At 65.2% G+C, this 26736-nt stretch carries 24 protein-coding genes; 15 read left to right on the top strand and 9 right to left on the bottom strand.

Translation table 11 applies throughout. The annotated features are described in order from the left end of the window. The first annotated feature begins 4 nt into the window (after positions 1-4). The 3 genes from nudC to K359_RS0136045 all read left to right on the top strand — a co-directional run bounded on the left by nudC (position 5) and on the right by K359_RS0136045 (position 2559). On the top strand, positions 5-955 hold the full coding sequence (gene nudC, locus K359_RS0136055) for an NAD(+) diphosphatase (protein WP_029083615.1): 951 nt from the start codon (positions 5-7) through the stop codon (positions 953-955). Between the two features lie 79 nt (positions 956-1034). After that, positions 1035-1982, top strand: a complete 948-nt coding sequence (locus K359_RS0136050; protein ID WP_029083614.1) for a sugar kinase — start codon at positions 1035-1037, stop codon at positions 1980-1982. Between the two features lie 76 nt (positions 1983-2058). Further along, complete coding sequence (locus tag K359_RS0136045) at positions 2059-2559, top strand: Lrp/AsnC family transcriptional regulator (protein ID WP_024578797.1); 501 nt, start codon at positions 2059-2061, stop codon at positions 2557-2559. A gap of 147 nt (positions 2560-2706) precedes the next feature. On the opposite strand, the gene K359_RS0136040 is transcribed toward K359_RS0136045, so the two are convergent. The 4 genes from K359_RS0136040 to hrpB all read right to left on the bottom strand — a co-directional run bounded on the left by K359_RS0136040 (position 2707) and on the right by hrpB (position 9391). After that, entirely contained in the window at positions 2707-4206 is a 1500-nt protein-coding gene (locus K359_RS0136040; protein ID WP_029083613.1) for a phosphomannomutase/phosphoglucomutase, read from the bottom strand. 151 nt (positions 4207-4357) lie between these two features. Then, the gene (locus tag K359_RS0136035) at positions 4358-4870 is read right to left on the bottom strand and encodes a TIGR02281 family clan AA aspartic protease (protein ID WP_029083612.1); all 513 of its coding nucleotides are present in this window, start codon (positions 4868-4870) and stop codon (positions 4358-4360) included. A 190-nt stretch (positions 4871-5060) separates the two neighbouring features. Beyond that, a complete protein-coding gene (locus K359_RS0136030; protein ID WP_156928838.1) occupies positions 5061-6527 on the bottom strand; it encodes an NCS1 family nucleobase:cation symporter-1 in 1467 nt (488 codons plus the stop codon). 329 nt (positions 6528-6856) lie between these two features. Next, a complete protein-coding gene (gene hrpB / locus K359_RS0136025) occupies positions 6857-9391 on the bottom strand; it encodes an ATP-dependent helicase HrpB (RefSeq protein ID WP_029083610.1) in 2535 nt (844 codons plus the stop codon). A 223-nt stretch (positions 9392-9614) separates the two neighbouring features. On the opposite strand from hrpB, the gene K359_RS0136020 reads away from it, so the two are divergent. The 9 genes from K359_RS0136020 (at position 9615) to K359_RS0135980 (ending at position 17795) form a co-directional block, all read left to right on the top strand. After that, positions 9615-10682 (top strand): acyltransferase family protein, encoded by a 1068-nt coding sequence (locus tag K359_RS0136020; RefSeq protein WP_029083609.1) that lies wholly within the window; start codon positions 9615-9617, stop codon positions 10680-10682. A gap of 235 nt (positions 10683-10917) precedes the next feature. Further along, positions 10918-11529 carry a sigma-70 family RNA polymerase sigma factor gene (locus tag K359_RS0136015; protein WP_029083608.1) on the top strand — a complete coding sequence of 204 codons (612 nt, stop codon included), beginning with the start codon at positions 10918-10920 and terminating at the stop codon, positions 11527-11529. Between the two features lie 413 nt (positions 11530-11942). Continuing rightward, the gene (locus tag K359_RS0136010) at positions 11943-12638 is read left to right on the top strand and encodes a cytochrome c biogenesis CcdA family protein (RefSeq protein ID WP_029083607.1); all 696 of its coding nucleotides are present in this window, start codon (positions 11943-11945) and stop codon (positions 12636-12638) included. A gap of 18 nt (positions 12639-12656) precedes the next feature. Beyond that, a complete protein-coding gene (locus K359_RS0136005; RefSeq protein ID WP_029083606.1) occupies positions 12657-13235 on the top strand; it encodes a thioredoxin family protein in 579 nt (192 codons plus the stop codon). 171 nt (positions 13236-13406) lie between these two features. Then, positions 13407-14813, top strand: a complete 1407-nt coding sequence (locus tag K359_RS0136000) for a cytochrome ubiquinol oxidase subunit I (RefSeq protein ID WP_029083605.1) — start codon at positions 13407-13409, stop codon at positions 14811-14813. After that, on the top strand, positions 14810-15820 hold the full coding sequence (gene cydB / locus K359_RS0135995) for a cytochrome d ubiquinol oxidase subunit II (RefSeq protein ID WP_029083604.1): 1011 nt from the start codon (positions 14810-14812) through the stop codon (positions 15818-15820). Before K359_RS0136000 ends, cydB begins: the two co-directional genes overlap by 4 nt. Next, positions 15820-15948 (top strand): DUF2474 domain-containing protein, encoded by a 129-nt coding sequence (locus K359_RS61920; RefSeq protein ID WP_156928837.1) that lies wholly within the window; start codon positions 15820-15822, stop codon positions 15946-15948. The genes cydB and K359_RS61920 overlap by 1 nt, the downstream gene beginning before the upstream one ends. A gap of 168 nt (positions 15949-16116) precedes the next feature. Then, positions 16117-16710 (top strand): L,D-transpeptidase, encoded by a 594-nt coding sequence (locus K359_RS0135985; protein WP_029083603.1) that lies wholly within the window; start codon positions 16117-16119, stop codon positions 16708-16710. Positions 16711-16757: 47 nt separating this feature from the next. Then, on the top strand, positions 16758-17795 hold the full coding sequence (locus K359_RS0135980; RefSeq protein ID WP_029083602.1) for an amino acid ABC transporter substrate-binding protein: 1038 nt from the start codon (positions 16758-16760) through the stop codon (positions 17793-17795). A 353-nt stretch (positions 17796-18148) separates the two neighbouring features. Here K359_RS0135980 and K359_RS0135975 read toward each other — a convergent pair whose 3' ends face one another. Both K359_RS0135975 and K359_RS0135970 read right to left on the bottom strand, forming a co-directional pair. Next, positions 18149-19288 (bottom strand): acyl-CoA dehydrogenase family protein, encoded by a 1140-nt coding sequence (locus K359_RS0135975; protein ID WP_029083601.1) that lies wholly within the window; start codon positions 19286-19288, stop codon positions 18149-18151. Positions 19289-19471: 183 nt separating this feature from the next. Next, a complete protein-coding gene (locus K359_RS0135970; RefSeq protein ID WP_029083600.1) occupies positions 19472-20656 on the bottom strand; it encodes an acyl-CoA dehydrogenase family protein in 1185 nt (394 codons plus the stop codon). 167 nt (positions 20657-20823) lie between these two features. On the opposite strand from K359_RS0135970, the gene K359_RS0135965 reads away from it, so the two are divergent. Further along, positions 20824-21369 (top strand): carboxymuconolactone decarboxylase family protein, encoded by a 546-nt coding sequence (locus tag K359_RS0135965; RefSeq protein ID WP_029083599.1) that lies wholly within the window; start codon positions 20824-20826, stop codon positions 21367-21369. 134 nt (positions 21370-21503) lie between these two features. Next, entirely contained in the window at positions 21504-21998 is a 495-nt protein-coding gene (locus tag K359_RS0135960; RefSeq protein ID WP_029083598.1) for a VOC family protein, read from the top strand. Positions 21999-22278: 280 nt separating this feature from the next. On the opposite strand, the gene K359_RS0135955 is transcribed toward K359_RS0135960, so the two are convergent. The 3 genes from K359_RS0135955 to K359_RS0135945 form a co-directional block, all read right to left on the bottom strand. After that, entirely contained in the window at positions 22279-23493 is a 1215-nt protein-coding gene (locus tag K359_RS0135955; RefSeq protein WP_029083597.1) for an MFS transporter, read from the bottom strand. A 200-nt stretch (positions 23494-23693) separates the two neighbouring features. Next, positions 23694-24938, bottom strand: a complete 1245-nt coding sequence (locus K359_RS0135950; RefSeq protein WP_029083596.1) for an MFS transporter — start codon at positions 24936-24938, stop codon at positions 23694-23696. A 305-nt stretch (positions 24939-25243) separates the two neighbouring features. Beyond that, complete coding sequence (locus K359_RS0135945) at positions 25244-25735, bottom strand: type II toxin-antitoxin system HicB family antitoxin (protein WP_029083595.1); 492 nt, start codon at positions 25733-25735, stop codon at positions 25244-25246. Positions 25736-25816: 81 nt separating this feature from the next. Between K359_RS0135945 and K359_RS0135940 the strand changes: the two genes are divergently transcribed. Continuing rightward, positions 25817-26689, top strand: a complete 873-nt coding sequence (locus K359_RS0135940) for a protein-L-isoaspartate O-methyltransferase (protein ID WP_029083594.1) — start codon at positions 25817-25819, stop codon at positions 26687-26689. Positions 26690-26736 lie beyond the last annotated feature (47 nt).

The following is a 26736-nucleotide window of genomic DNA, read 5'->3' as shown; positions in this document are numbered from 1 at the left end:
TCCGATGTCCGCATTCGATTCCTTTCCGCTCGGCCAGCCGGCCTTCGTCACCCATGTGCTGGACCGCGCCGCGCATCTGCGCAGCGATGACGAAAAACTGTTTGCGCTCGAAGGCCACCGCGAGGCCCGCGCCTATGTGATCTATCGCGACTCGCTGGTGGTGAAGCAGGAGGAAGGCGGCGCCCGCGCACTGCTCTCGCTGGAGGAGGCGCGCAGCTTTGGCGCCAATCCCGGCACGATCTTCCTGGGCTTGCGCGATGCCGCGCCGATCTTCGGCATGGGGATCGCACCGCAAGCCGCGGAGAAGCTGCTCGGACGCGGCGACGTCGCGATCACCGAATTGCGCGGCATGGCGATGCAGGGCGTTGTGCCGCCCGAGCAGCTCTCGGCGATCGCAATGGCGAAATCCATGGTGACCTGGCACCAGCGCCACGGCTTCTGCGCGAATTGCGGCACCCGCACGGCGATGAAGGACGGCGGCTGGAAGCGCGTATGTCCGAGCTGCAAGGCCGAGCACTTTCCGCGCACCGATCCGGTCGTGATCATGCTGGTCACGTCAGGCGACAAGGTGCTGATGGGACGGCAGAAGCAGTTCATGCCCGGCATGTATTCCTGCCTCGCCGGCTTCGTCGAGGCCGCCGAGACCATCGAGGATGCGGTCCGGCGCGAGATTTTCGAGGAGGCCGGCATCCGCTGCACCGACGTCAATTACTACATGACGCAGCCCTGGCCCTATCCGTCATCGCTGATGATCGGCTGCACCGCGCGTGCGACCAACGAGGACATCGTGGTCGACCGCACCGAGCTGGAGGATGCGCGCTGGTTCGACCACGCCGAGGCGACGCTTATGCTCAAGCGCCAGCACCCCGACGGCCTTGCCGGTCCGCATCCGTTCGCGATTGCCCATCATTTGCTCGGGCGCTGGGTGCATCACCGAAACCCGTTGGACCAGTAGCGGGAACCGGACATCGTTCTGCCGATTAGTCCGAGCACTGCTTGTGGCAGTTGACGGAACCATTGCGACGGACCCCTGCATGAATTTTCCGAACGGCGCCCCGAAAGTCCCGCCCCGCATCCTCTGCATCGGCCTGCCGGTGCGCGACCTGACCTTTCGCGTCAATGTCCCGGCGCGCGGCTCCAAGGAGAATGCGACGCATTTCGACGAGATCTGCGGCGGCAATGCGCTGAACGCCGCGATCGGCATCGTCCGGCTGGGCGGCCGCGCCTCGATCTGCGGACCGATGGGCGATTCGCGGGAGACCTCGAGCCGCTACATCTTCGACAAGCTCGGCGAGGAGGGCATCGAGACCAACCATCTCATCCACATGCCGAACCTGGTCACCCCGATCTCGGCGATCATGATCGACGCCACCGGCGAGCGCACCATCGTCACCTTCCGCGATCCCGAGCTTTGGAAGGTCAAGCTGCCGCCGACCGAGCTACTGCTGGAGGATTGCGCGGCGATCCTGACCGAGAGCCGCTGCGCACCGTTCTGCACCGAGCTGTGCGCCGAGGCCGTCAGGCGCGGCATTCCCGTGGTGGTCGACGTCGACCGCGCGATGTCGATGCGGGAAGGGCTGCTCACCGCCTCCTCGCATCTGGTGTTTTCCAGCGAGCCGCTGCAGGAGACCGCCGACGTCACCGACGACGGGCAGGCGCTGCAGAAGCTCGCCAAGCTGACCCCCTCCTTCCTGGCCGGCACCCGCGGGCCGATGGGCACGATCTGGCTCAACGAGCAGGGCGAGCTCGACGAAACCCCCGCCTTCCCGGTCCACACCGTCGACACGCTCGGCGCCGGCGACGTCTTCCACGGGGCATTTGCGCTGGCCATCACCGAACAGCAGGAGCTACGGCAGGCGCTTCGCTTCGCCTCAGCCGCCGCAGCGCTGAAATGCACCCGCTTCGGGGGTGCTTATGCCGCACCGCAACGTGCTGAAGTTGAAGCGTTTTTGGGCGAACACGCCGAGGCCCGGCCGGCCTGACCGGCCACGACCCGCTTGATTTGGAAGATTTTTCTCTATATGAGGGAGATTGAACCTTCATGTGGAACTTTCTTCTATGACCGATGTCGCCATCCAGCTTCATGACAACAACCGCCGCCTCGATGCGATCGACCGCAAGATCCTGACCGTGCTGCAGGAGGACGCCTCGCTCTCCGTCGCCGAGATCGGCGACCGGGTCGGGCTGTCCTCGACACCGTGCTGGAAGCGCATCCAGCGGCTGGAGGCCGATGGCGTGATCCTGCGCCGCGTCGCGCTGGTCGACCAGAACAAGATCGGGCTCGGGATTTCGGTGTTCGTCTCGGTCGAGAGCGCCGACCATTCGGAGGCGTGGCTGCGCAAATTCGCCGACGCCGTCAGCGCCATGCCCGAGGTGATGGAATTTTACCGGATGGCCGGCGACGTCGACTACATGCTGCGCGTCGTGGTCGCGGACATGCAGGCCTATGACGTCTTCTACAAGAAGCTGATCTCGGCGGTGCCGCTGAAGAACGTCACCTCGCGCTTTGCGATGGAGAAGATCAAGTCGGTCACGGCGCTGCCGGTGCCGGCGGCGTAAGCACCACCTTCTCAACTGTCATCGCCCGGCTTGACCGGGCGATCCAATACGCCGCGGCCTCTCGGCTCAATCACTACCGTCTCTGGAATACTGGATCACCCGCATGCGCGGGTGATGACACCGTTGTTGGCCGCGAGCAGCGCGCTCTCAAATCTTCTGATTGTACTCGCCGACCTCGGGGTGAGTGCGCAGCACGGAATCCATCGCCTCGAACAGGTCGTGCATGCGCTGCTCGCTGACCGGGCTTTCCACCACGACCACGAGCTCCGGCTTGTTCGAGGATGCGCGCACCAGGCCCCAGCTGCCGTCCTCGACCGTGACGCGGACGCCGTTGACCGTGACGAGATCGCGGATGTTCTGGCCTGCGACCTGCGCGCCCTTCTGTTGCAGCGTCTCGAAGTGCTTCACCACGGCGTCGACGACGCCGTATTTCGCCTCGTCGGCGCAATGCGGCGACATGGTCGGCGACGACCAGGTCTTCGGCAGCGCTTCCTTCAGGTCGGCCATCGACTTGCCGGGGGCGCGGTCGAGCATCTCGCAGATCGCGATCGCCGACACCAGGCCGTCGTCATAGCCGCGGCCGAACGGCTTGTTGAAGAAGAAATGGCCGGACTTCTCGAAGCCGGCGAGCGCGCCCAATTCATTGGTGCGACGCTTCATGTAGGAATGACCGGTCTTCCAGTAGACCGTCTTCGCGCCCTGCTTCTGCAATATGGGGTCCGTCACGAACAACCCGGTCGACTTCACGTCGACGACGAACTGTGCATTCGGGTTGATCGCCGACATGTCGCGCGCCAGCATGACGCCGACCTTGTCGGCAAAGATCTCCTCGCCGGTGTTGTCGACCACGCCGCAGCGATCACCGTCGCCGTCGAAGCCCAAACCCACGTCAGCCTTGTGCTCCAGCACCGCATCGCGGATCGCGTGCAGCATCTCCATGTCTTCCGGATTCGGATTGTATTTCGGGAAGGTGTGATCGAGCTCGGTGTCGAGCGGGATCACTTCGCAGCCGATCGCCTGCAGCACCTGCGGCGCGAACGCACCCGCGGTGCCGTTGCCGCAGGCCGCCACCACCTTCAGCTTGCGCTTCAGCTTCGGCCGATTGGTGAGGTCGGCGATGTAGCGCGCCGGATAGTGCTCGTGAAACAGGTAGGAGCCGCCGGTCTTGTTGTCGAACGCGGCGTTGAGCACGATCTCCTTCAGCCGGGTCATCTCGTCGGGGCCGAAGGTGAGCGGGCGGTTGGCGCCCATCTTGACGCCGGTCCAGCCATTGTCGTTATGCGATGCGGTGACCATCGCGACGCAGGGCACGTCGAGATCGAACTGCGCGAAATAGGCCATCGGCGTCACCGCGAGCCCGATGTCGTGCACCTTGCAGCCCGCGGCCATCAGGCCCGAGATCAGCGCGTATTTGATCGAGGCGGAATAGCCGCGGAAGTCGTGACCGGTGACGATCTCCTGCTTGACGCCGAGCTCCGCGATCAGCGCGCCGAGCCCCATGCCCAGCGCCTGCACGCCCATCAGGTTGATCTCCTTGTTGAACAGCCAGCGCGCGTCGTATTCGCGAAACCCGGTCGGCTTCACCATCGGCTCGGATTCGAAGGCATAGGTGTTCGGGACCAGCGCGGATTTCGGCTTGGGAAACATGGATCGGCCTTATGGTCATGCAGAGGGTATCGCCGCAGCCTTTAGCGAATGCGCAGGCCGGGCGAAAGCTGAGACTGCGGCTGGTGGCCGACAATTACGGCGGAAATGGCGGCGATATCGGGTCGCCGCGGATACCCCGAAAGGGCTGGATTTATTGCTCCAGCAACAACTTGCCGTTGGCGTATTCGAAGCGCTTCAGCTTCGACAGGAAGGACAGGCCGAGCAGGTTTTCGGACAGCGCCTCGTCCGGCAGCACCAGGGCGTCGACGTCGCGCACGGTGAGGCCGCCGAGCTCGATCATGGCGATGCGCGTGCGCGCGGCCTTGATGGTGCCGTTGGCGGTGGTGACACGCGAGGTGTAATCGCCCGGCACCGGTCGCAGGCCGAACCGCGCGGCCGAGGTCTCGTTCAGGGCCACCACGGAAGCGCCGGTGTCGACCATGAAGTAGATGCGCTGGCCGTCGATCCGGCCGTCGGTCGCGAAATGGCCGCGGGGATCGGGCGCAATGCTGAGCGTGCGGGAGCTGGCCTGCGCCACCGTGACGGCGGGGGCGATGGTCTGCTTTGCGGTGGTCGCGGCGGCGGGCGACATCTTGCTGGCCATCTGTGCCATGAAGGTGCCCAGCCCGATCAGGATGGCCGCGAAAATCATCAGGTTACGCATGACACCATACTCGGAAAACCGAACACGCAATTTCACCACGCCGCACGCCCCGCCGCGAGCAAGCGCGGCAACGCGAGGCTGCCATTTTGGCGAAAAGGATGAGCGAAGAGTTAATGCCAGCCCGTGAGAGGTGGCTGAACGACATCGGCCGCCTCTGACGGAAGGATTTTGCCGGCTTTCAGGCCGACTTTCAGGCCGTCTTGGCAACCGGGCTCGGCATCGCAACGCGCAGCGCGTAGTAGACAGCGCCCGCGATTCCGCCCCCGAAGAACCAGCCATAGACCGCCCACCACGCCGGCAGGATCGAGGTGAAGTTCGGCAGCACCGACGAGAACAGGGCGCCGATGGCAGCTGCGATCAGCGCGCTGACGTTCCAGCCGTTCTGAAAGCGATATTCGCCGTTCTCCTGATACAGCGCCGGCACGTTCACGCGACCTTTGGCGATCAGATAGTAGTCGACCATCATGATGCCGAAGATCGGTCCCATCGTCGCGCCGATCAGTCCGACGAACGAGGCGGCGTTGCCCTCCCAGGGCGCGAACGGATACAGCGCCAGCGCGATCAGCGCCGCGATGTAGCCGCCCTTCTTGAAGTCGATATGCCGCGGAAACACGTTGGAGAAATCGAACGCCGGCGAGACGAAATTGGCGACGACGTTGATGCCGAGCGTTGCCACCGCAAAGGTGACCGCAGCGAGCAGCGCCAGGAACCAGCTGTCGAACTTCGCCGAGATCTGGTCAGGATGCAGCAGCACCTCGTGATAGACGTTGAACGCCGCGATCGTGGTGACGCCGGCGACCAGCGAGAACAGGATCAGATTGACCGGCAGGCCCCAGATATTGCCCTTGCGCAGCGCGTGCACGTCCGGCGCATAGCGCGAGAAGTCGCAGAAGTTGAGATAGAGCGCGGCGAAATAGGTGATCCAGGTCGCGGCGACGGCGCAGAGCGCCGGGAACGAGCCGGGCACGCCGGGCACGCCGGCTTCCTTGGTCTTCTCCAGCAGCACATCCTGCGGGATCGGCGCCGTGAGCGAGATGCCGCCGGCCGCGATGCAGAGATAGACCGCGAGGATCAGCATCATCAGCCACACCGCCGGCCCTGCCCAGTCCTGGAAGCGGCGCACCGTTTCCATGCCGCGCTGGATGATCAGGAGCTGCAGCGCCCAGATCACGACGAAGCAGATCACCTCGAGCGTGGAATGGCCGAGCATGTGGCTGGACTGGTGGAACGCCTTGAAGCTGTCGATGCGCGTCAGCAGCGCGACGATCGCGCCCGAGGCCGCCGCGGTCTGCGCGCCGTACCAGAAGCAGGCGACGATGGCGCGGACCAGCGCCGGAATGTTGGCGCCCCAGATCCCGAACGAGGCGCGTGCCAGCACCGGATAGGGCACGCCGGTCCTCACGCCGGCATTGCCGATCAGGCTCATCAGCACGAAGATCACCAGCGAGCCGGCACCGATCGCGAGGATGAAATTGACGAAGCTGCCGCAGAGCAGGAACAGGCTGGCGGCGAGATAGTAGCCCCACAGGCTGTGCACGTCCGACGTCCAGACGTTGAAGATGCTGAAGGCGCCCCAGTTGCGTTCCCTGGCCGGCGCGAGGTCTTCGTTGTAGAGCGACGGCGATGCGTTCTTGATCTCCAGGTTCTTGATCTCCATGGCAGCGTCCCCAAAATGCGAGCCCGTGATCCCGGCGCGCAAATCTAACCACCGTTTGCAGGCGCTCGCCAGCGCAACCGATCAAGCATCATCCGGAAAACAGAGACTCGGTGTCGTCCCGGCGAAGGCCGGGACCCATAACCACCAATGTCTCTTGTTGCGCGATGTTGGAACGACGAGTCCCGTCCACAACACCGGCCGCGGTGTATGGGTCCCGGCCCCCGTGCGCAATTGCGCACTCGGCCGGGACGACGAATGAGAGAAATGCGACCTTGGGGCGCAACAACGCGAAACGTTGACGCGGCACGACAAAGCATTGCCTCGAAGATTTAGGTCCCGCGCGGTTTCACGCGCCTTGTCGGCATCGCGCTGGCGGGATCTTCCGGCCAGGGATGGCGCGGATAGCGGCCGCGCAGGTCGGAACGAACCGCGGCGTAGCTGCCGCGCCAAAAACCGGGCAGATCGCGCGTCACCTGCACCGGCCGCTGCGCCGGCGACAGCAGTTCCAGCACCAGCGGCACCGCCCCCTTGGCGATCGAAGGATGGATGTTGAGCCCGAACAGTTCCTGCAGCCGCACCGCAATGGTCGGCCCCTGCTCGGCCTCGTAATCGATCGCGAGCTGCGTTCCGGTCGGCGCCTCGAAATGCGTCGGCGCCTCGCGGTCAAGCCGGGCGCGCAATTCCCACGGCAGCAGCGCCATCAGCGCATCGGACAGATCGCCGGCGGACAGATCCTTCAGCGCGGTCTTGTCGTACAGCGCAGGCACCAGCCAGTCCTCGGCACGCGCGGCAAGTGCAGCATCCGACAGATCGGGCCAGCTCTCGTCCTCGGCCTTGCGCAGGAACATGATTCGGTCGCGCCATTGTTTCGAATGCTTCGACCACGGCAGCCGGTCGAGACCCGCCGCGATCAGGCCGTCGGCGAAGATGCGTGCGGTCTCGGCCGAGGGCTGCAGCGACATCGGCGCTTCCGACAGCGTGATCGCGTGCAGCGAGCGCCGGCGGCGGGCGCGCAGCGCCATCGCGCCGCGATCGAACGTCACTTCTTCGACATTCTCGATCTGGTCGGCGAAGCGCTGCTCGATCTCGTCCTGGGTGATCGGTGCCGCCAGCAGGATGCGGCCGCTCGCGGCCGTGCCGGTCAGTTCGGCGACCGCGATATAGGGCAGCCGCGCTAACGCGGACGTCTGCTCGACTGCGGCGCCACGGCCATTGGCCAGTACGAAGCTGCCATTGCCGCGGTTTTTGGCGACGCGGTCCGGGAACGCGAAGGCCAGCATGACGCCGGTGGAAAGATCGCCGCGATCGACAGACACTACCTTTGCGGCCCCCCCTCCCCGGCTCTCCCCCGCAAGGGGGGAGGGAGAAGAAAGTCTCTCAGACCTCTCCACCTGCGAGGCCCAGCGTTCGGCCATGCTGCGCGCGCTCGATGCCCGCTGCGAACGGTCGCGGCGGAACTGGTCGAGCCTGTGGTCGAGATCGACGCTGTCGCCGCCGAGCCCGCGCTCGGTCAGCACCGCGGCGATCTCGGCCGCCTCCTCAGCCGCGCCGAACCGGGCGGAATCCACGATCATGCGCGCCAGCCGCGGCGGCAGCGCCAGCGCGCGCAGGCTCTTGCCCTCTTCGGTGATGCGGCCGTCACCATCAAGCGCACCGAGCTCTGACAGCAGCGACTTCGCTTCCTTGAGCGCCGGGCCCGGCGGGGGATCGAGGAAGGCAAGGCTAGCGGGATCGCTGACGCCCCATTGCGCGAGGTCGAGCACCAGCGAGGACAGGTCGGCGGAGAGAATCTCGGGCGCGGTGTAGGCCGGAAGCGACGCTGTCTGCGGCTCGTCCCACAGACGGTAGCAGACGCCGGGCTCGATGCGGCCGGCGCGGCCGCGCCGTTGATCCACCGCTGCGCGCGAGGCCCGCACGGTCTCGAGCCGGGTCAACGCAATGTCAGGCTCGTAGCGCGGCACCCGCGCCAGGCCGGAATCCACCACGATGCGCACGCCCTCGATGGTCAGTGAGGTCTCGGCGATCGAGGTCGCCAGCACCACCTTGCGCGTGCCTTTCGGCGCCGGCGCGATGGCGCGATCCTGCACGCTCGCATCGAGCGCGCCGAACAGCGGCACGATCTCGATGGAGGCGTCGTGCACGCGTTCGGCGAGGAAGGTCTGGGTGCGGCGGATCTCGGCCGCGCCCGGCAGGAAGGCGAGCACCGAGCCGGCATCGGCGCGCAGCGCGGTTGCGATCGTCTCGGCCATCTGCCGCTCCAGCGGCGCGTCCACCTTGCGGCCGACATAACGGGTCTCGACCGGAAAGGCGCGGCCCTCGCTCTCGACAACAGGCGCATCGCCAAGCAGTCTTGCGACCCGCGCGCCGTCGAGCGTGGCCGACATCACGAGGATGCGCAGATCCTCGCGCAGGCCGGTCTGCGCGTCGCGCGCCAGCGCCAGCCCGAGATCGGCGTCGAGCGAGCGCTCGTGGAATTCGTCGAACAGCACCGCGGCGACGCCGTTGAGCTCGGGATCGTCGAGGATCTGGCGCGAGAAGATGCCTTCGGTGACGACCTCGATCCGCGTCGCGCGCGACACCTTTGAGCCGAAGCGCACGCGATAGCCGACGGTCTCGCCGGCGCGCTCACCGAGCGTCTTCGCCATCCGCTCGGCGCTGGCGCGCGCAGCGATGCGGCGCGGCTCCAGCACGATGATCTTCTTGCCCCTGGCCCAGGGCGCATCGAGCAAGGCCAGCGGCACGCGCGTGGTCTTGCCGGCGCCCGGCGGCGCGACCAGGACTGCGGAATTATGGCCATCGAGCGTGCGGTCGAGTTCATCGAGCACGGCGTCGATCGGCAGCGGGCTATCGAAATGGCGTGGCAAGGACTTTCATCGCGGCAGCGGCTGGGACGGCCTGCGTCCCGTGGTTAACGAACGTCTCTGGTCCCTTTCGGAATCGTCTCGGACTCCTGGCCTCTTAGACCATTCGCCTGTTGCAGGGAACCGGGGAAAGGTCCGGGTTCGGCGGCACATCATTTGTATTGATAAAGGAGAAAGCAACGGATCGGGCCGATGATAGGCACGATCACGCCGGAACAGGACAAGGATGACCACAAACGGCACAGCAGCTGCGACAGATCGTTCCGCCGGGAACGTGGGCGCGCGCGTCGATTGGGTCGACTATGCCAAGGGCATCTGCATCATCATGGTCGTGATGATGCACTCCGTGCTGGGGGTCGAAAAGGCCGCCGACCAGACCGGCTTCATGCATTATGCCGTGATGTTCGCGAAGCCGTTCCGGATGCCGGACTTCTTCCTGATCTCGGGACTGTTCCTGTCGGTCGTAATCGACCGCGACTGGCGCACCTATCTCGACCGCAAAGTGATGCACTTCGCCTATTTCTATGTGCTGTGGGTGACGATCCAGTTCGGCTTCAAGGCGCCGTCGCTGGCCGCCGAGGCGGGCTGGGCCCAGGTCGGGCTCGCGTATCTCGAATCCTTCATCGAGCCGTTCGGCACGCTGTGGTTCATCTATCTGCTGCCGATCTTCTTCGTCGTCACCAAACTGACGCGCAACGTCCACCCGCTCGTGATCTGGCTGATCGCAGCATTGCTGGAGTCGGCGCATGTCGCGACCGGCTGGACCGTGATCGACGAGTTCTGCTCCCGCTTCGCCTATTTCTACACCGGCTATGTCCTCGCCAGTTACGTGTTCGTGCTGTCGGACCGCGCGCGGGCACGGCCTGCGTTTGCGCTGCTCGGGCTTGGGCTCTGGGCGCTCGTCAACGGCAGCCTGGTTGCGCTCGATATCAGCGAATGGCCTGTTGTCTCGCTGGCGCTCGGCTTTGCCGGCGCCTGCGCAATCATCGTGACCGGCACGCTGTTGGCGCGCGCGCACTGGCTCGGCTTCCTGCGCTTCTGCGGCGAGCATTCGATCGTAATCTATCTCGCCTTCTTCCTGCCGATGGCCGCGACACGCACCCTGCTGCTGAAGTCCGGGGTCATCCACGACATCGGTCTGGTTTCGCTGATCGTGACCGCGGTCGGCGTCGCCGGTGCGCTCCTGATCTGGCGGCTGGCGCTGGCGGCGCGGGCCAATTTCCTGTTCGAACGGCCCGATGCGTTCTGGATCGCCCCGAAAAAGGCAGCGCCCGCTTTGCAAGCGGCCGAATAGTGCCGAAAGTCATAGGCCGGATTCGTTCCGACAGAGGCGATTCCGGCCGCTCCAATTTTCCGCGCATTGAAATTACTGGCTTTTTGGTCCCGAATGTTTCGTCGTTGGGCCGCCGACGAAACAATTCTCCCGGTCACGAAACCATTTTCCGCTTTTCGCGCAGACATCCGGAAACGGGCGGTAACTAACAATTCTCCTAACGAAACGCCGCCTAACGGCGAATTGGGAGCCTGTCATGCCGAACGTCATCGCCATCAACACTGCAGCCAAGAAGCACATCGACGCTGCCCGCGCGACCTCGGATGAAATGCTGCTCGCGAGTATCGCCCAGAATAACCGCACCGCGATGCACACGCTCTATGCCCGCCACAATGTCCGGGTTTACCGCTTCGTGCTGCGGATGGTCCGCGACACCACGATGGCCGAGGACCTGGTCAGCCAGGTGTTCCTGGACGTCTGGCGCACCGCGGCCCAGTTCGAGGGCCGCTCGCAGGTTTCGACCTGGCTGCTGTCGATCGCCCGCTTCAAGGCGCTGACCGCGCTGCGCCAGCGCAAGCATGAGGATATCGACCAGGACGACGTGCTGGAGATCGCCGATGGCGCCGACACGCCGGAAACCTCGCTCGATCGCGCCACCACCAGCGAGATCCTGCGCGCCTGCGTGGCCAAGCTGTCGCCGGCGCACCGCGAGATCATCAACCTGGTCTACTACCATGAGAAGTCGGTCGAGGAGGCCGGGAAGATCATCGGTATCCCGCAGAGCACGGTGAAGACCCGCATGTTCTATGCCCGCAAGCAGCTTGCCGACCTCCTCAGGGGTGCCGGCGTGGACAGCGTCGCGGCTTAATCTAACGCAAATTCAGATACTTAGCAGGAGATCGCGCGATTCAGGCAATTGTAGACGAAGCCGAAAAAGTCAGGCGACGAAACAATTGAAACAATCGACGACATCACCCGGAAAAACCCGATCTCTATACCCATATCCAACGACGCAACCGCAACCACTACCAGCTCAACAAGTTTCGACGCTTCTCTAGTTCCAACCTCCCAAGTAGCCTCCAACGACCCGGCCGGGATGCCCCCCAGCCGGGTCGCTCTGTTTTTGGCGCGGCGTCGTGAAGCCGAACTCACCTCGTCTCACACGGACGTGACGTCATTCGCGACGGCTCAGCCGTAACGGCCAGACCGTCCTCGCGAAGACCATCAGGCGTACCCGGCACGGCCTTCTGGCGAGCCGGGAGTTCTGATGGACGGACGACGATGCTCAGCCTTGCCCTAGCCCTGCTTACCGGTGTCGCCACCGTCGCCGCCCCCTGCACCCTGCCGATGCTGCCAATCCTGCTTGGGGTATCGATAGGCCAGACCCGCAAGGCGCGGCCCGCGGTGATCGCGCTCGGCTTCGTGATGTCATTCTCTGCGGTGGCATTGCTGCTGAGCGCGATCACGCGTGCGTTCGATTTCGATCCGAATGTGCTGCGCACCGGCGCAGCCGTCCTGCTCGCCGGCTTCGGCCTCTTGATGATCTGGCCGGCGCCGTTCGAATGGCTGTCGATCCGGCTCAGCGGTGCCGCTTACGGCGCCGGTCAGGCTGCGCCGTCGCAGGGCCTGCTCGGCGGCTTCGTGCTCGGCAGCACGCTCGGCCTGGTGTGGACGCCCTGCGCCGGACCGGTGCTCGGCTCGATCCTGACCATCGTCGCGACCTCGAAGGATACGGCGTGGGCGAGCCTGCAGCTCGTCACCTACGCGATCGGCGCCGCGATCCCGATGCTCGCGATTGCCTATGGCGGCCAAGCCGTCACCACCCGCGTGCGCAGCATGGCGCGGATCGCGCCGCGTCTGCAGCAGGGCTTCGGCGTCCTGATCATCGGCTTCGCTGCACTTTCCTACCTGCAATACGACACGCTGATCGTGGCGTGGCTGACCCAGTTCTATCCCAACGGCCAGATCGGCCTCTGAACCCCACAGGAGATATCGATGCCCGTGCGCTTGCTTGCTGTGTCGGCCCTCGTCGGCGCCCTTGGCCTGGGCGGCGCCGTCATCCCCGGCCTCTGCTCGGAGTTCGACACGCCGGCGAAAGCGGTGCCGGTGGCCGCGGCGATGACGGCCGAACAGAGCCAGACCGCGCCGGAATTCGCCGGCATCAGCAACTGGTTCAATTCGAAGCCGCTGAAGCTCGCCGATCTGCGCGGCAAGGTGGTGCTGGTGGATTTCTGGACCTATGGCTGCGTCAACTGCGTCAACACGCTGCCGCACGTCACCGAACTCTATTCAAAGTACCGGGACCGCGGCCTCGTCGTGATCGGGGTCCACACCCCGGAATTCCCGTTCGAGCATTCGGCGTCCAACGTGCAGGCGGCACTGAAGCGGCACGGCATCCTCTATCCGGTGGCGCAGGACAACAATTCGCAGACCTGGAACGCCTACGGCAACCAGTATTGGCCGGCGCAATATATCATCGACCAGAACGGCAAGATCGTCTTCCAGCACGCCGGCGAGGGGCGGTACGACGAGATCGACCGCACCGTCGCCCGGCTGCTCAGCGCCAACAGCTAGCGCATGATCCGGAAAAGTGGGACCCGGTTTTCCCTAAAGATCATGCTCAAATGGAGATGAGACGATGATGCGATTGCATTCAATCGCATCATCGTCTCGGACAATCCGCCCTGTTTGTCGTCACACCTGGCGTGGTAAGGTCCACGCCAGGTCGGCGACAAATGGTGGATCATGTTCGAAGGCTGGGATGCGGTCGTACTCGCCCGCGCGCAATTCGCTTTCACGATGTCGTTCCACATCGTGTTTCCCGCATTCTCGATCGGGCTTGCGAGCTATCTCGCGGTGCTCGAGGCGCTGTGGCTTGCCACCAAGCGCGAAGTCTACATCAACCTGTTCAATTACTGGCTGAAGATCTTCGCGGTCGCGTTCGGCATGGGCGTGGTCTCGGGCATCGTGATGTCCTACCAGTTCGGCACCAACTGGTCGTCCTTTGCCGACAAGACCGGGCCGGTGATCGGCCCGATGATGGCCTATGAGGTCCTGACCGCGTTCTTCCTCGAGGCGGGCTTCCTCGGCGTGATGCTGTTCGGGCTGTCGCGCGTCGGCCCAAGGCTGCACTTCCTGGCGACCCTGATGGTCGCGATCGGCACGCTGATCTCGGCGTTCTGGATTCTATCGGCCAATTCCTGGATGCAGACGCCGACCGGCCATGCCGTCAATGCCGATGGCCAGTTCGTCGCAGCCGACTGGCTCAAGGTGATCTTCAATCCCTCGTTCCCGTATCGCCTCGTGCACATGGTGCTGGCGGCGTATCTCACCACCTCGCTCGTGGTCGGCGCAGTCGGCGCCTGGCACCTGCTGCGCGACCAGCATCTCGCCGGCCCGCGGGTGATGTTTTCGATGGCGATGTGGATGGCGACGCTGGTGGCGCCGATCCAGATCCTCGCCGGCGACCAGCACGGCCTCAACACGCTGGAGCACCAGCCGGCCAAGGTGATGGCGATGGAAGGCCACTACCAGAGCCACAAGGACGGCGCGCCGCTGATCCTGTTCGGCTGGCCCGACCAGGCCGAAGCGAAGGTGAAATATGCGATCGAGGTGCCGAAGCTCTCGTCGCTGATCCTGAAGCATTCGCTCGACGCCCCGCTCGCCGGCCTCGACACCGTGCCGCGTGAAAACTGGCCGCCGGTGCCGATCACCTTCTGGTCGTTCCGCATCATGGTCGGGCTCGGCTTCCTGATCCTGGGACTCGGCCTGCTCAGCCTCGTGATGCGCTGGCGCGGCATGATGTACCAGTCGCCGCTGCTGCACCGCTTCGCGGTCCTGATGGGCCCGGCCGGCTTCATCGCAGTGCTCGCCGGCTGGATCACCACGGAGACCGGGCGGCAGCCGTTCACCGTCTACGGGCTGTTGCGCACCACCGACTCGGTATCGCCGCTGGCGGCGCCTGCGGTCGGCTCCTCGCTGATCGCCTTCATCATCGTCTATTTCGCCGTGTTCACCGCGGGCGTGATCTATATCCTGCGGCTGATGGCGCAGCCGCCGCATCCCGGCGAGCTTGGCCCGACAAAGGATCTCCCCGCCCGTGCCGCCGGCATCACGCCGGCCGCAGGTGCTGCCGTGGAGGGCGCGCGATGAGCATTCCCATCGACCTCACCACGATCTGGGCCTTCATCATCGCCTTTGCCGTGTTCGTCTATGTCGTGATGGACGGCTTCGATCTCGGCCTCGGCATCCTGTTTCCGGTGTTTCCGCAAAAGGCCGATCGCGACGTCATCATGAACACGGTGGCGCCGGTGTGGGACGGCAACGAGACCTGGCTGGTGCTCGGCGGCGGCGGCATGATGGCGGCGTTTCCGCTGGCCTATGCGGTGCTGATGCCGGCGCTCTACACGCCGATGATCGCGATGCTGCTCGGCCTCGTGTTCCGCGGCGTCGCCTTCGAATTCCGCTGGCGGACCCAGAAGGCGCGCAACAAATGGGACCTCGCCTTCGCCGGCGGTTCGCTGGTCGCGACCCTGGCACAGGGGATCGCGCTCGGCGCCATCCTGCAGGGCATCCATGTCGAGGGACGCCACTATGCCGGCGGCTGGTGGGATTGGCTGACGCCGTTCAGCGTCCTGACCGGCATCGCGCTGGTGATCGGCTACGCGCTGCTGGGAGCGACCTGGCTGGTGATGAAGACCGAGGGCGAGTTGCGTGACCGCGCCTATCATCTGAGCTGGATCCTGCTGATCGCGATGCTGTGCGCGATCGGCGCGGTCAGCATCGCAACGCCGTTCCTGGCCGTGCAGTACACCCAGCGCTGGTTCGCCTGGCCCAACATCATCCTCACCGCGCCGGTGCCGATCGCGGTCGCCGCCGCCACCGCGCTGCTGCTGCGCGCGCTCAGCAACAAGAACGACCACCAGCCGTTCTTCCTGACACTGGCGCTGTTCGCGCTGTCCTATGCCGGGCTCGGCATCAGCATGTACCCGTACATCGTGCCGCAGAGCATCACGATCTGGCAGGCGGCGGCGCCCGCCAACAGCCAGATCTTCATGCTGTTCGGGGTCTCGATCCTGGTGCCGCTGATCCTCGGCTACACCGCCTGGGCCTATTGGGTGTTCCGCGGCAAGATGCGGCCCGGCCACGGATACCACTGATGCCGCAGGCCCCGAATCAACGGCCGCTCGGCCAGCGCCTGTTGTGGTTCGCGGCGCTCTGGCTCGGCGGCGTCGGCACGGTGACAGTGATCTCGTTCGCGTTGCGACTCTGGATCGCGCCGAAATGAGGCGAATGGCGCGGCACGCCCGGCCCTCAATGACAAAAAACGGAAGCATTACAGTGATATAGTGTGACGCCCGCCCTAAACTTGCCATCAAGCTGCCGCTCAGATTTGATGCTGCCGCGATTTGGGGTCGAGCAACCATTTGGCCGCGCGCCACAAGGAGAGCTTTGCATGACGAAACTTCGTCACCTGGTCTGGATGTTGATCGCCACGGGCGCACTCGTGCTGTCGACGTCGCAAGGCTTCGCCCAGAGCCGCCCCGATGCCGATGAGCCCGGCCTGGTCGCCGACGACGGCTACGAGCTCGATCCGGAATGGCAGAAGCAGGTGGTGTATTACCGGACCAATGAGGCGCCGGGGACCATCATCGTCGCGACCGCCGAGCGCCATCTCTACCTCGTGCAGGGCAATGGCCGCGCGCTCCGCTACGGCATCGGCGTCGGCCGCGAGGGCTTCACGTGGCAGGGCCTGGTCAGCATCACCCGCAAGGCCGAGTGGCCGGACTGGGTGCCGCCGCCGGAGATGATCGCGCGCCAGCCCTATCTGCCGCGCTTCATGGCGGGCGGCCCGGGCAACCCGCTCGGCGCACGCGCAATGTATCTCGGCACCACGGTCTATCGCATCCACGGCACCAACCGGCCCGACACCATCGGCACCGCTGTTTCCTCCGGCTGCTTCCGCCTGGTCAACAACGACGTGGCCGATCTCTATAGCCGCGTTCCCGTCGGCACCAAGGTGATCATCCGCCAGAAGCCCGAACTGTAGCGTCCGATATCCGCCCGTTTCCCCCGATCACTCGCGAGAAAGAACCCATGCGTACATTTCGAGGCGGCCTGACGATCGGGCTCGCGGTCGCCGTGCTGGTTGCGGCAGCCGCCATCACCTATGAGCGTTACGACACCCGCACGCTGAAGCGCACCGTGCGCCGCGGCGACGTGCTGTGCGGCGTCAACAAGGGCCTGCCGGGCTTCTCGATCCCCGACGACAAGGGCAACTGGACCGGCTTCGACGTCGATTTCTGCCGTGCGGTCGCCTCGGCGATCTTCGACGACCCGTCGAAGGCGAAGTTCGTCCCGCTCGACGCCAGCGAGCGCTTCAAGGAGCTGCAGAACCGCAAGGTCGACATCCTCTCGCGCAACTCCACCTGGAGCATGTCGCGCGAGACCAATTACGACCTCTATTTCCCGGCGGTCGCCTATTATGACGGCCAGGGCTTCATGCTGCCCCGCGCGCGCAACATCGATTCCGCGCTCGACCTGAACGGCAGCAAGGTCTGCGTGCAATCCAACACCACGACGCAGCTCAACCTCGCCGACTATTTCCGTGCCAACAACATGAAGTACACGGAGATGAAGTTCGACAAGCTGGACGATGTCGTGAAGGCCTATGATTCCGGCCAATGCGATACGCTGACGTCGGACGCCTCGCAGCTCTACGCGCTGCGGCTCAACCTCTCCAAGCCGAGCGACCACACGATCCTGGCCGACATCATCTCCAAGGAGCCGCTGGCGCCGGTGGTCCGGCTGCGCGACGACGACTGGATGATGATCGTGAAGTGGACGCTCTACGCCATGATCAACGCCGAGGAGCTCGGCATCACCTCGAAGAATATCGACGAGGCGCTGAAATCGAAGAAGCCGGAGGTGATGCGGCTGGTCGGCACCGAGGGCGCCTATGGCGAGGATCTCGGCCTGACCAAGGACTGGGCCGTGCGCATCATCAAGCATGTCGGCAATTACGGCGAGGTCTACGACCGCAACGTCGGCGCCGACTCCAGGCTGAAGATCCCGCGCGGCATGAACCAGCTCTGGAACGCCGGCGGCGTCCAGTACGCGCCGCCGATCCGTTGATCGACAGCGCGGCTTAGACCAGCGCTGTCGCCGCACTCTCAATTGTCATCACCCGCGAAGGCGAATGATCCAGTACGCCGCGGCCTCTCGGCTCAAATACGAACGCCTCTGGAATACTGGATCGCCCGGTCCAGCCGGGCGATGACAGTGTGTTGCGCGGAGATGTCGCCGCCGCTGATCGGCAGCGCGGCCTAGACCACCGCTGTCGCCCCACTCTCAATTGTCATCACCCGCGAAAGCGGGTGATCCAGTACGCCGCGGCCTCTCGGCTCAATAACGGCTGCCTCTGGAATACTGGATCGCCCGGTCGAGCCGGACGATGACAGTGTGCGTGTAGCGACGGCTCCCGTGCCTCAGTACCCCTTGCCCTGCGCCAGCTGGTCGGCGTGGAAATTGCTGTCGCCGAACAGCTCCTGGCAGACGCGGGCGCGCTTCATGAAGAAGCCGATGTCGAACTGGTCGGTCATGCCCATGCCGCCATGCATCTGCACGCCTTCCTGGACGGCGAGCGTCGCGGTCGTCCCGGCGCGCGCCTTGGCGACGGAAACCGCATTGCCCGCCTTGTCGAGATCGGCATCGAGCGCCTGCAGCGCCTTCAGCACGGCGGCGCGGGTGATCTCGATATCGATGTAGAGCTCGGCGGCACGATGCTGCAGCGCCTGGAATTCGCCGATCGCCTTGCCGAACTGCTTGCGCTCCTTGAGGTAGGTCACGGTGCGGCCGAACACCTCGTCGGAGAGGCCGACCATTTCGGACGCCACAGTGCCGCGGCCGATGTTGAGCACGCCCTCGAGCAGCCCAAAGCCCTGATCGACCTCGCCGAGCACGCTGTCGGCATTGACCTCGACCTTGTCGAACACGATACGCGCCGCGTTATGCGAGTCGACCATCGCGGTGCGCTCGATCGCGAGCCCCTTCGCCTTCGGATCGACCAGGAACAGCGTCAGGCCGTTCTTCTCGCCGGCGCTACCCGCGCTGCGCGCGGCCACGATCAGAAGATCGGCGGTGTGGCCGTCGACCACAAAGGCCTTGTCGCCGGACAGCTTGAAGCCGTTGCCCGAGCGTGTCGCTTGCAATCTGGTCTGCAGCGGGCGATGCTTTGCACCCTCGTCGATCGCCAACGCCGCGAGCAGCGAGCCGTAGGCGATTTTCGGCAGATGCTGCGCCTTCTGCGCCTCGCTGCCGCCGCGCGACAGCGCCGAGGCCGCAAGCACCGAGGTCGCGAGGAACGGCGACGGCATCAAGGTGCGGCCGATCTCCTCCATCACGATGCCGGCCTCGACGCAGCCGAGCCCGCTGCCGCCGAACTGGTCCGGCACCAGCAGGCCGGAGAAGCCCATCTCCGCAAAGGTCTTCCAGAGCTCGCGCGAGAAGCCCGTAGCATCCTTGCTGTCGCGCAAGGCGCGCAGATGCGCGACCGGCGCCTTGTCGCTGATGAGGCCGCGCGCACTGTCGCGCAGCATGGATTGTTCTTCGGTGAGGACGAGGGCCATGGATCGATTCCGAAATGACGACGATGAATTTTCCAACTGTTGACCCCCCCTGCAAGGGGGAGGGTTGGGGTGGGGGTCTGCCGCTTGCTCCGTGCTTGCGGCTTGACCCCCGCCCGTCGCGCTCAGGGAACGCAATTGCGTTCCCGAGCGCGCCGACCTCCCCCTTTCAGGGGGAGGTGAAGATCACGCCCCCGGCAGATCGAGGATGCGCTTGGCGACGATGCCGAGCATCACCTCCGAGGTGCCGCCCTCGATCGAATTGGCCTTGGTGCGCAGCCAGGCGCGCGGACGGGCGCCGCCTTTGGAGCGGTCGCTTTCCCATTCCAGCGCGTCGATGCCGCCCGCCGACATCAGGATCTCGTAGCGCCGCTTGTTGAGCTCGGTGCCGTAATATTTCATCGCCGAGGAGAACGCCGGATGCGATTGCCCCGCCTTGGCGAGATCGACCGCGCGTTCCGCCGCCGCGGCAAGCGCGGCTTCATCGACCTCGAAGCTCGCGATCTGGCTGCGCAGCTGCGCATCGTCGAGCTTGCCCTGCGCATCGGCGCCAACCGAGTCGGCAGCGATCTGGCCGAGCGGACGGCCGACGCCGCGCTCGCCCATGCCCGAGATCATCGCACGCTCGTGCTGTAGCAGGTACTTCGCGACATCCCAGCCGCGATTGACGGTGCCCACGACATGCGACTTCGGCACGCGGACATTGTCGAAGAAAGTTTCGCAGAACGGCGAATAGCCCGAGATCAAGAGGATCGGCTTGGTCGACACGCCCGTTGATGCCATGTCGAACAGGATGAAGCTGATGCCGTCGTGCTTCTTCGCCGCCGGATCGGTGCGCACCAGGCAGAAGATCCAGTCGGCGTAGTTGGCGTAGGAGGTCCAGATCTTCTGGCCGTTGATGATGTAGTCGTCGCCGTCGCCAACGGCGCGGGTCTGCAGCGAGGCGAGGTCGGAGCCGGCGTTCGGCTCGGAATAGCCCTGGCACCAGCGGATCAGGCCCGCGGTGATCTTCGGCAAATGCTCCTTCTTCTGCTCCTCGGTGCCGTATTTCAAAAGCGCCGGCCCGAGCATCGAGATGCCGAACGAGGTCAGCGGCGCGCGCGCACCGATTGCGGCCATCTCCTGGCGCACGATCTTGGCCTCCTCGCCATCGAGGCCGCCGCCGCCATATTCCTTCGGCCAATGCGGCACGGTCCAGCCCTTGTCGCGCATCCGCTCGAACCAGACGCGCTGCGCGTCGGACGAGAATTTCATGTTGCGGCCACCCCAGAAGGTGTCGCCATCCGAGGTCATCGGTTTGCGCATCTCGGGCGGGCAGTTCTGCTCCAGCCAGGCGCGGGTCTCCGCGCGGAATTTCTCGAGGTCAGCCATGGTGCGTTTCCAGTCAAAATCGACGAATTGGAATCGACCTTAGACCTGCGCGGCCGCCGAATTCAATATGCCTCGCGGCCGCGCCATGCTCTGGCGTCGGTGGTCACCTCGCGTGATCGGGTGTATCGGCGAGACAGGTAACGATTGAAAAACAAGAGGAAACGGACATGCGGCTGAAGCTGCTTTCGCCTAGCGAAATGACCGCCGCCCAGAAAGAAACCTACGACGAGTCGATCGCCGGCAAGCGCGGCGCGCCACCGGCGCCGATGATGGCCTGGCTGAACAGCCCGGAGATGGCGCGGCATGCCACGCGGCTCGGCGAGGTGCTGCGCTTCGACACGATCTTTCCGGCAAAGCTGTCGGAGATCGCGATCCTCGTCACCGCGCGGCACTGGACCGCGCATTACGAATGGTATGCCCACAAGCGCCTCGCGCTGAAGGGCGGCCTCGACCCGAAGATCATCGAGGACATTCGCGTGCGCCGGACGCCGACCTTTGACGACCCCAAGGCCAAAATGATCTACGACGTCGCCAAGGCGCTGCACGAGGGCCACGGCCTGCCGAAGCCGCTCTATGACGAGGCCGTCGAGGTGCTGAGCCAGCGCGGCCTCGTCGAGGTGATCGGCCTCTGCGGCTATTACACGATGGTGTCGATGACGCTGAACGCGTTCGAGTTCGAGCTGCCCGGCGGCGAACTGTCCGAGCTCGCATAGACTCCACCAAGGATGGCGCTTGCGGAAACGCTGCGTTTCCGGATCAGTCGCTCTGGTCCCGGCAAATCCGGCCTATATCATGCGCTGAGGCCTTGCCCCTGACGGCAAGGCATTGACGCCAACGGAGCCAGGCGATGCCGCAAAATCCTCCCATCGTCGCGGGCACGCGGATCGGGCATGTCCATCTCAAGGTCGCCGATCTCGACCGGGCGCTCGGCTTCTATTGCGGCGTGCTCGGCTTCGAGCTGCAGCAGCGCTTGGGCGCGGACGCGGCCTTCATCTCGGCCGGCGACTATCACCACCACATCGGCCTCAACACCTGGGAGAGCAAGGGCGGCCATCCGCCCCCGCCGGGCACCACCGGCCTGTTCCACACCGCCATCCTCTATCCCACCCGCCCGGCGCTCGCCGACGCGCTGCATCGCCTGCTCTCCGCCGGCATCCAGCTCGACGGCGCCAGCGATCACGGCGTCAGCCAGGCGCTCTATTTGCGCGATCCCGACGAGAACGGCGTCGAGCTCTACTGGGACCGGCCTGAAGCCGAATGGCCACGCAGCGCCGACGGCAAGCTCGCGATGTTCACGCGACGGCTCGACCTCGACGATCTGTTGAAGCAGCGCGCGGTGTAATTCCGCGGCCCGGATAATTTCGTAGCCCGGATCGCGCTTCGCCGCATCCTGCTACAGGTCTTTATTCCCCTTCCCCTGAAAGGGGGAAGGTCGGGATGGGGGTCAGCCGCGGGCTCTGCTGTAAGTGGAGAGAGCAGATCCCGACCCGCTTTGCTCTGCGAGCAAAGCGACCTCCCCTTTTCAAGGGGAGGTGGAAAGGTAGATCGGATGGAGTGCAGCGCAATCTGCGGCTTTCTCGCCAATCGATCGAGCGGTCCCGATTACTCTTCGCTCATCCGGGCTACTTCCCCTTCATCATGATCGTCACCGCTGCGATCAGTTCGAGGCCGATGCAGCCGTAGAACGGCAGCGTGTAGCTGCCGGAGAGATCGTGCAGCAGCCCGATCACGCCGGGGCCGAACGCATAGGTGATCTGGTTGATCGCGGTGATCAGGCTGACCAGCACGCCGAACGCCCGCGGGTCGAATTCACGCTGCACGATCAGCGCCGGCAGCGTGATCAGATTGCCGACCGAGAGGCCAAACAGCGCGCAAGCGGCGATCTGCGCGAGGTCATTATGCACATTGATGATGATCACGAGCGCGATCGCCTGGCTGACAAAGGACAGCGCCGATGCCAGCCGCTGGTTGAGCCGGTCGATCACGAAGGAGAAGGAGACGCGGCCGACCACGGCCATCGCGGTCAAGAGCGCCATCGCCACCGTCGCGCGCTCGCGGCCGATCACCTGGTCGAGATAGGCGATCAGGTGGACGATGAAGCCGACCTGGGCGAACAGCACCAGCGCGAAGGCAATCGAGACCGAGAGGAAGCGGATGTCGCGCAGCGCCCGCGCGCGCAGCTGCGTCGCCGACGGCGCATCGGCCGCGGCTGAAGTCACCGCGTGAAGATGCGCCGGCGGCCGCCCGACGAAGATCAGGATCACCGGCACCATCACCACGATCAGCAGTACGGCGGCCGCGATCATCGCGCCGGAGAAGCCGAACGCGCCGATCCCCGCCACCAGCAGCGGCACGCCGACGATGCCGCCGAAGCTCGCACCGTTCAGCGCCAGGCTGATCGCCATGCCGCGCTTCTTGTCGAACCACAGGCCGAGCGTGTTGGTGATGATACCGAGGCTGGTGCCGGCCCAGCCGAACGCCAATAGCGCATCGGCAAGATAGAGCTGCCAGGGCTCGCGCACCTCGCCGATCGCAACCGCCGCGACCGCCATCGCGAAGGTGCCGGCGATCAGGCAGCTGCGCGCACCGAACGCCTTGATCGCCTCGCTGACGAAGGCAACCAGCGCAGCGCCGAACAAATAGAAGAACGTCGTGCCCGACGAGATCAGCGACGCCGGCCAGCCGTGCAGCCGCTGCAGCTCGGCGACATAGACGCTCTGCCCGTAGAAGCCCAATCCCCAGCCGAAGGTCGCAAGCAGGAAGCAGACGACGACGATGCGCCAGCCCTCGTAACCAAGCGAGGATTCGTCTGATTGCGCGGGCGATGATGCGTCCATTTCTTGCTCTTGCTTCTTCTCACATCGTCATGGCCGGAGTAGTCCGTTCCCACGATGTGAGCAGCCGTGCAAGCCGGTCATTTCGAAACCGATCGAAGTGTCAGCAATTGGCAGGAGCATGATCCGGAAAAGTGCGAAGCGGTTTTCCCTCGCGAAAAACGCGAAGCGTTTGCGCGGAGATCATGCTCAAACAAGAAGCATTAGAGGCTCGGGTTCGGGATTTCTTCCACCGTGCGCAATTTCGCCCGCCGCTTGGCGAATGAGGCGAGCGCCAGCACGGCAAGCCCGAGAAGCACCGGCGGGAACACTACCCAGTTGACGGCGTTCCAGCCGTAATGGGCGAGCAGCTGGCCCGACGAGAACGAGCCGATCGCCATCATGCCGAACACCAGGAAATCGTTGAACGCCTGCACCTTGTTGCGCTCCTGCGGCCGGTGCGTGTCCAGCACCAGCGCGGAGGCGCCAACGAAGGCAAAATTCCAGCCCACGCCGAGCACGAACAGCGTCGCCCAGAAATGCGGCGCCGTGATACCCGACAGCCCGATCATCGCGGCCACCGCCTCCAGCGCCAGCCCGAGCGCGACGATGCGAGGTGCGCCAAACCGCGCGATCAGCGAGCCCGTGAAGAAGCTCGGGCCATACATCGCCACGATGTGCCACTGGATGCCGAAATTGGAATCGCTGACCGACAGCCCGCACATCTTCATGGCGAGCGGCGCCGAGGTCATCACCAGATTCATCATCGGATAGGCGATCACGCCGCACAGCGCCGCGGCGATGAAGCGCGGCTGCCTTGCGATCTCGAGCAACGGGCGGCCGCCATGCAGATCCGCCGCCGCGGGTTTCGGTGCGTCGACGCCCGAGAGCACCGCCATCGCCACCAGCGCGACCAGCGCCTGCATCACGAAGGAGAACGCGAACAGATAAGGCGACCAGATGTCCATGGTCCATTGCACGAGCTGCGGCCCGAGCACACCGGCGAACACGCCGCCGGCCATCACCCAGGACACCGCTTTGGGCCGGAACGCGGCGCTGGCGCCATCGGCCGCGGCAAAGCGATAGGACTGCGCGACGGCGCCATAGAGCCCGCCGAGGAAGGTCGCGCCGCAGAACAGCCAGAACGACGAATGCAGGATCGCCCAGGCACCGAGCGCGCCGGTGAGCGTGCCGCAGAAGGTGCCGACGATGAAGGCGACGCGCCTGCCATAGGCGCGCGAGATCGCGCCGGTCGGCAGCGTGCCGGCGGCGAGCCCGAGCACATACATCGAGAGCGGCACGGTGGCGAGCGAAACGTTCGGCGCCAGCGTCGCGCCGACGATCGAGCCGGTGGCAAAGATCACGGCCGAATTGGCGCCGGTCAGCGCCTGCGCAGCGGCAAGCCGCCACACATTGCTGCGCGCCCGCGCATCGTCGCTCGTCTCCTCCGCAGCTGTCACGTCGATCATCGGTGGTCCCGCACTGAAGCCCCGGCGGGAGCCTCCAACGCCGGCACTATGGAGAGCCGGTGCAGGCCGATCAACCGGCGCAAACGAACGTACGCCATGCGGGAGGCGCACAAGAGAGCGCACCGCCCTCGTGCGCTATTGCAGGGCCGACACTTCTATCAGTCCCGTCATCCTGAGGAGCGCGGAACGCGCGTCTCGAAGGATGCACGGCCACCAGCCGGGCCGTCGACCCTTCGAGACGCGCGCAAGAGCGCGCTCCTCAGGGTGACGGTGAAAGAGCAGATGGCGGCTCGAGAGCAAATCTTCTACCGCACCGGCTTCTTGCCCGGACGCTTCTCGGCGCGCAGCGCGCCGGTCTTGTGCACCTTGGAGCGCGGCCCCACGAGGTACGGCTTGTGAACGTGCCATTCCAGCGCAAGCGTCGCGGCGAAACCGAAAAAGCTTGAACGGCTCATGCCAAGTCCGGCGGCATGCTTGTCGATCCGTGCGATGAGGCTCTTCGGCAGATAGACGTTGACGCGCTCGGACGGGTCGGGCGGGTCGACGCCGACCATGAAGAAGGCGGCGACGTCCGAGCCCTTCGGCGCCACGATGCGCTCGATCGGGGTCGGCTCCGGCAATGGCTTGCCCTGCTCGACCCAGCCGTCGACGGTCTGCGCCAGCGCATGCTCGGCGCGCTCGATCGCGTCTTCCTGCGATCGCCCCGCGGCAACGCAGCCCGGAAAGTCCGGAAACCATGCCCCGAATGCGCCGCGCGGCCCGCGCTCCAGCACGGCCGGATAAAGCCGTCTCTTCATTCTGGCCTCCGTTATCAGGGTATGCTATTTCACACACCCCAATGTGTCAAATAACACAACGAGACGCAGAGGAGAGCAGACATGGACCGGCAGGCCGAACTCCGCATCATCCGCGCCGCCTATGCCAAGCAGATCATGGCTGCCGCCGCCGTCAGCGACACACGCGTGGCCGCGGCCTTCGCCGCCATTCCGCGCGAGGACTTCGTCGGCCCGGGACCGTGGATGATGCTGCGATGGTGGACCCGCGACTATGTGCCGACGCCCGATGCCGATCCAGTCTATCTCTACACCAACGATCTGGTCGCGCTGTTGCCCGGGCGCAGTCTCAACAACGGCCAGCCCTCGCTGCACGCCCATCTCATACACCAGGCTTCGCCCGCCGCCGGCGACCATGTGGTGCATGTCGGAACCGGCACGGGCTATTACACCGCACTCCTCGCGCATCTGGTCGGACCGACCGGCCGCGTCACCGGCATCGAATACGATCCGGAGCTTGCGGCACGCGCCCGTGTCAATCTTGCTCCCTGCCGGAATGTCGAGATCATCGAGGGCGACGGCACGCGTGTCGCGTTCGATTCGGCCGACGTGATCTACGTCAACGCCGGCTGCACCCGGCCTGCCGCGCGATGGCTCGACGGCCTCGCCGACGGCGGTCGCCTGATCCTGCCGCTGACGTCGGATCAGGGATTCAAGGGCGGCGCGCCGGAGCAGGTGGCGCGATCCGGTGCGGTGTTCCGCATCCGGCGCGAGGGGGCAGGCTATCAGGCGTCCTGGATATCACCGGTCGCGATCATCCCCTGCGACGGCGGCCGTGACGAACCGTCCGAAAAGGCGTTGGCCGAAGCCTTCGCCCGCGGCGGCTGGCAGAAGGTGACGCGGCTCCATCGCGATGCCGACATTCCCGACGAACGCTGCTGGCTGCGCGGGGATAGCTGGTGCCTCGCCTATAGTTGATCCACACGCGATGTTCGCCACACGACGCGCAATGGACAGCAAGCGGG

This window comes from Bradyrhizobium sp. th-b2, from assembly GCF_000426785.1.
GTDB lineage: Bacteria > Pseudomonadota > Alphaproteobacteria > Rhizobiales > Xanthobacteraceae > Bradyrhizobium > Bradyrhizobium septentrionale.
This window is presented reverse-complemented; position numbering and strand designations above follow the sequence as displayed.

Excerpts from the sequence above, each read along its gene's own strand:
- nudC (WP_029083615.1), top strand. The coding sequence starts at position 5 with ATGTCCGCATTCGATTCCTTTCCGCTCGGCCAGCCGGCCTTCGTCACC.
- K359_RS0136050 (WP_029083614.1), top strand. The coding sequence starts at position 1,035 with ATGAATTTTCCGAACGGCGCCCCGAAAGTCCCGCCCCGCATCCTCTGC.
- K359_RS0136045 (WP_024578797.1), top strand. The coding sequence starts at position 2,059 with ATGACCGATGTCGCCATCCAGCTTCATGACAACAACCGCCGCCTCGAT.
- K359_RS0136040 (WP_029083613.1), bottom strand. The coding sequence starts at position 4,206 with ATGTTTCCCAAGCCGAAATCCGCGCTGGTCCCGAACACCTATGCCTTC.
- K359_RS0136035 (WP_029083612.1), bottom strand. The coding sequence starts at position 4,870 with ATGCGTAACCTGATGATTTTCGCGGCCATCCTGATCGGGCTGGGCACC.
- K359_RS0136030 (WP_156928838.1), bottom strand. The coding sequence starts at position 6,527 with ATGGAGATCAAGAACCTGGAGATCAAGAACGCATCGCCGTCGCTCTAC.
- K359_RS0136020 (WP_029083609.1), top strand. The coding sequence starts at position 9,615 with ATGACCACAAACGGCACAGCAGCTGCGACAGATCGTTCCGCCGGGAAC.
- K359_RS0136015 (WP_029083608.1), top strand. The coding sequence starts at position 10,918 with ATGCCGAACGTCATCGCCATCAACACTGCAGCCAAGAAGCACATCGAC.
- K359_RS0136010 (WP_029083607.1), top strand. The coding sequence starts at position 11,943 with ATGCTCAGCCTTGCCCTAGCCCTGCTTACCGGTGTCGCCACCGTCGCC.
- K359_RS0136005 (WP_029083606.1), top strand. The coding sequence starts at position 12,657 with ATGCCCGTGCGCTTGCTTGCTGTGTCGGCCCTCGTCGGCGCCCTTGGC.
- K359_RS0136000 (WP_029083605.1), top strand. The coding sequence starts at position 13,407 with ATGTTCGAAGGCTGGGATGCGGTCGTACTCGCCCGCGCGCAATTCGCT.
- cydB (WP_029083604.1), top strand. The coding sequence starts at position 14,810 with ATGAGCATTCCCATCGACCTCACCACGATCTGGGCCTTCATCATCGCC.
- K359_RS61920 (WP_156928837.1), top strand. The coding sequence starts at position 15,820 with ATGCCGCAGGCCCCGAATCAACGGCCGCTCGGCCAGCGCCTGTTGTGG.
- K359_RS0135985 (WP_029083603.1), top strand. The coding sequence starts at position 16,117 with ATGACGAAACTTCGTCACCTGGTCTGGATGTTGATCGCCACGGGCGCA.
- K359_RS0135980 (WP_029083602.1), top strand. The coding sequence starts at position 16,758 with ATGCGTACATTTCGAGGCGGCCTGACGATCGGGCTCGCGGTCGCCGTG.
- K359_RS0135975 (WP_029083601.1), bottom strand. The coding sequence starts at position 19,288 with ATGGCCCTCGTCCTCACCGAAGAACAATCCATGCTGCGCGACAGTGCG.
- K359_RS0135970 (WP_029083600.1), bottom strand. The coding sequence starts at position 20,656 with ATGGCTGACCTCGAGAAATTCCGCGCGGAGACCCGCGCCTGGCTGGAG.
- K359_RS0135965 (WP_029083599.1), top strand. The coding sequence starts at position 20,824 with ATGCGGCTGAAGCTGCTTTCGCCTAGCGAAATGACCGCCGCCCAGAAA.
- K359_RS0135960 (WP_029083598.1), top strand. The coding sequence starts at position 21,504 with ATGCCGCAAAATCCTCCCATCGTCGCGGGCACGCGGATCGGGCATGTC.
- K359_RS0135955 (WP_029083597.1), bottom strand. The coding sequence starts at position 23,493 with ATGGACGCATCATCGCCCGCGCAATCAGACGAATCCTCGCTTGGTTAC.
- K359_RS0135950 (WP_029083596.1), bottom strand. The coding sequence starts at position 24,938 with ATGATCGACGTGACAGCTGCGGAGGAGACGAGCGACGATGCGCGGGCG.
- K359_RS0135945 (WP_029083595.1), bottom strand. The coding sequence starts at position 25,735 with ATGAAGAGACGGCTTTATCCGGCCGTGCTGGAGCGCGGGCCGCGCGGC.
- K359_RS0135940 (WP_029083594.1), top strand. The coding sequence starts at position 25,817 with ATGGACCGGCAGGCCGAACTCCGCATCATCCGCGCCGCCTATGCCAAG.